1 protein-coding gene is annotated in these 1,916 nt (G+C 64.9%); it reads left to right on the forward strand.

Annotated elements, in window-relative coordinates; all coding sequences use genetic code 11:
• On the forward strand, positions 1 to 1,006 hold a 1,006-nt coding region (locus tag MYF83_RS42125), incomplete at its 5' end, for a trypsin-like serine peptidase (RefSeq protein ID WP_504975042.1).
• Positions 1,007 to 1,916 lie beyond the last annotated feature (910 nt).

Consider the following 1,916-nt stretch of genomic DNA (forward strand, 5'->3'; position numbering starts at 1 on the left):
GGGCAAGTCTCCCTGGGGCATCTACGTCGGCAAGGCCGCCTACGTGCACTACGACTTCGGCGTGTACGAGGACTACGACAGCGACTACGCCTTCGTCACCGTCTACAACGGCATCACCTACGCCGGCGACGAGGAAGTCTCCAAGGCCAAGTGGGACTCCTGGGGCGGCGAGAAGTTCCTGGACAAGGAGCGCGTCAGCGAGACCACCTACAAGGAGTGGCTCGGCAAGGGCGGCCTGGGTGAAGTCAAGCCGGCCGTCAAGACCGAGACCGTCGGCCCCGACTACCCCGGCGCCGTCTTCGCTCCCACCGAGGTCAACGAGGCCACCTACAACGCGGCCCCCGGCCTCGATGTCAAGCAGCCGGGCGCCAAGGCGTTCTCCAAGACCGAGCAGGTCACCGAGTCGCAGTGGACCGCCTACAACGGCCTGGGCACCAAGTCCAAGGACACCGCCGGCAACTTCCTGATCACGACCTACTACGTCAAGGCGTGGGTCAAGCCGGGCGCCGACGCTGAGTACTACATCTTCCACTACGTCATCATCTACGTGAAGGACGCCGGTCGCCTGGGCGACAACGTCGGCGGCCAGGGCTTCACCTGGAACCAGAAGGTCGGCCAGCCGGTCTACGCCTTCGGTTACCCCGCGGGCGCGCACCCCGACGGTGACACGCCGTTCACCGGTGCCACGCCGAAGTGGTGCTACGGCAAGACCTTCGCCGCCGCCGCGTCTGCCAAGTTCAAGGCGGAGGCCCAGGTCGGCCTCAAGTGCTCCATGACCGCCGGTTCGTCCGGTGGCCCCTGGATCCTGAAGTACAGCAGCACCAAGCGTCTCGGCTACATCAACGGTGTCACCAGCCTCATCGGCGACGCCGACGCCAACGGCCGCATCGACTTCGCGACCTCGCCGTACTTCGACGGTGAGACCTACGCGATCTACAAGGCCGCTGCGAACCTGTGGTCCGGCTCGATCGTCACCAAGGACGGCGACACCACCACCAAGGCCTGACGTTCTAGCCAGCTAGAGCAGTCAACCTCATAGCAGGGCCCGGCACTCGTGCCGGGCCCTGTTCTGTATTCTGCGCGGGCCTTCAACGGGCATGGCCTCGGAACTCCTCGACTTGCGGGATCTGCGCCCGCCGGAAGTACATAACGCCAGGCCACGCCCTGGGCTCTGCGCCGCGTTCCACCACGGCCGGGCCCTGGGGACCGGCACGGCCATCCACCCCCTCGAGCTGGAACCGTACGGCCACCTACGCCTCCGAGCTGGATCCCACGGGCCTCCGCAGTTCCAAGCGCAGCAGGGTTACCACGAAACAGCACTCTAAGTAGTGATATAGAGACGGTTCGAATCCGGCGGCCCGCTTCGGCGCGTTCGCACCGCCGTCTCACATCCGGCGATCAAGGCTTGGCGGGACGCTTAGACGTAGCCGGCGCCGAATCGGCTCCCCTAGTTCCATGTGATCTGCGTCACACAGATGTCGGCACTCCGCCGTTGAAGTTCACTTGGACCACACCGGAACCATGCGGCATACACCCGCCCTGATCTGCGAAGAAGAGCGTCGCCGACCCGGTCGCGGCGGCTACCCGCCGTGGACCGCAAGGGTTACGAAAAGGTCACGCGCGGGCGAAGGTCAAAATTCACCCTGAATCGACCCCACAGACCAAGATCCCCTGGGTATCTTCATGGCTATCCCTTTACTGACGCATGGGACGCAAGATGCGTTCCACGACAGCCCAAGGAGTTTCCTTGAACACCCGAGTCAAGCGTCTCGCCCTCCCGCTCGGTGGCGCCATCGCCGCCACCAGCATGATCGGTGCCACCCTGGTCACCTCGGCCAACGCCGCGACCGCCCCGGTCAAGAAGACCGTGTCGCTGGCCTCCTCCTCCGAGGCCAACAAGATCACCGACTTCTGGA

Origin of the sequence: Sphaerisporangium perillae (genome assembly GCF_023276435.1) — a bacterium.
Lineage (GTDB): Bacteria > Actinomycetota > Actinomycetes > Streptosporangiales > Streptosporangiaceae > Sphaerisporangium > Sphaerisporangium perillae.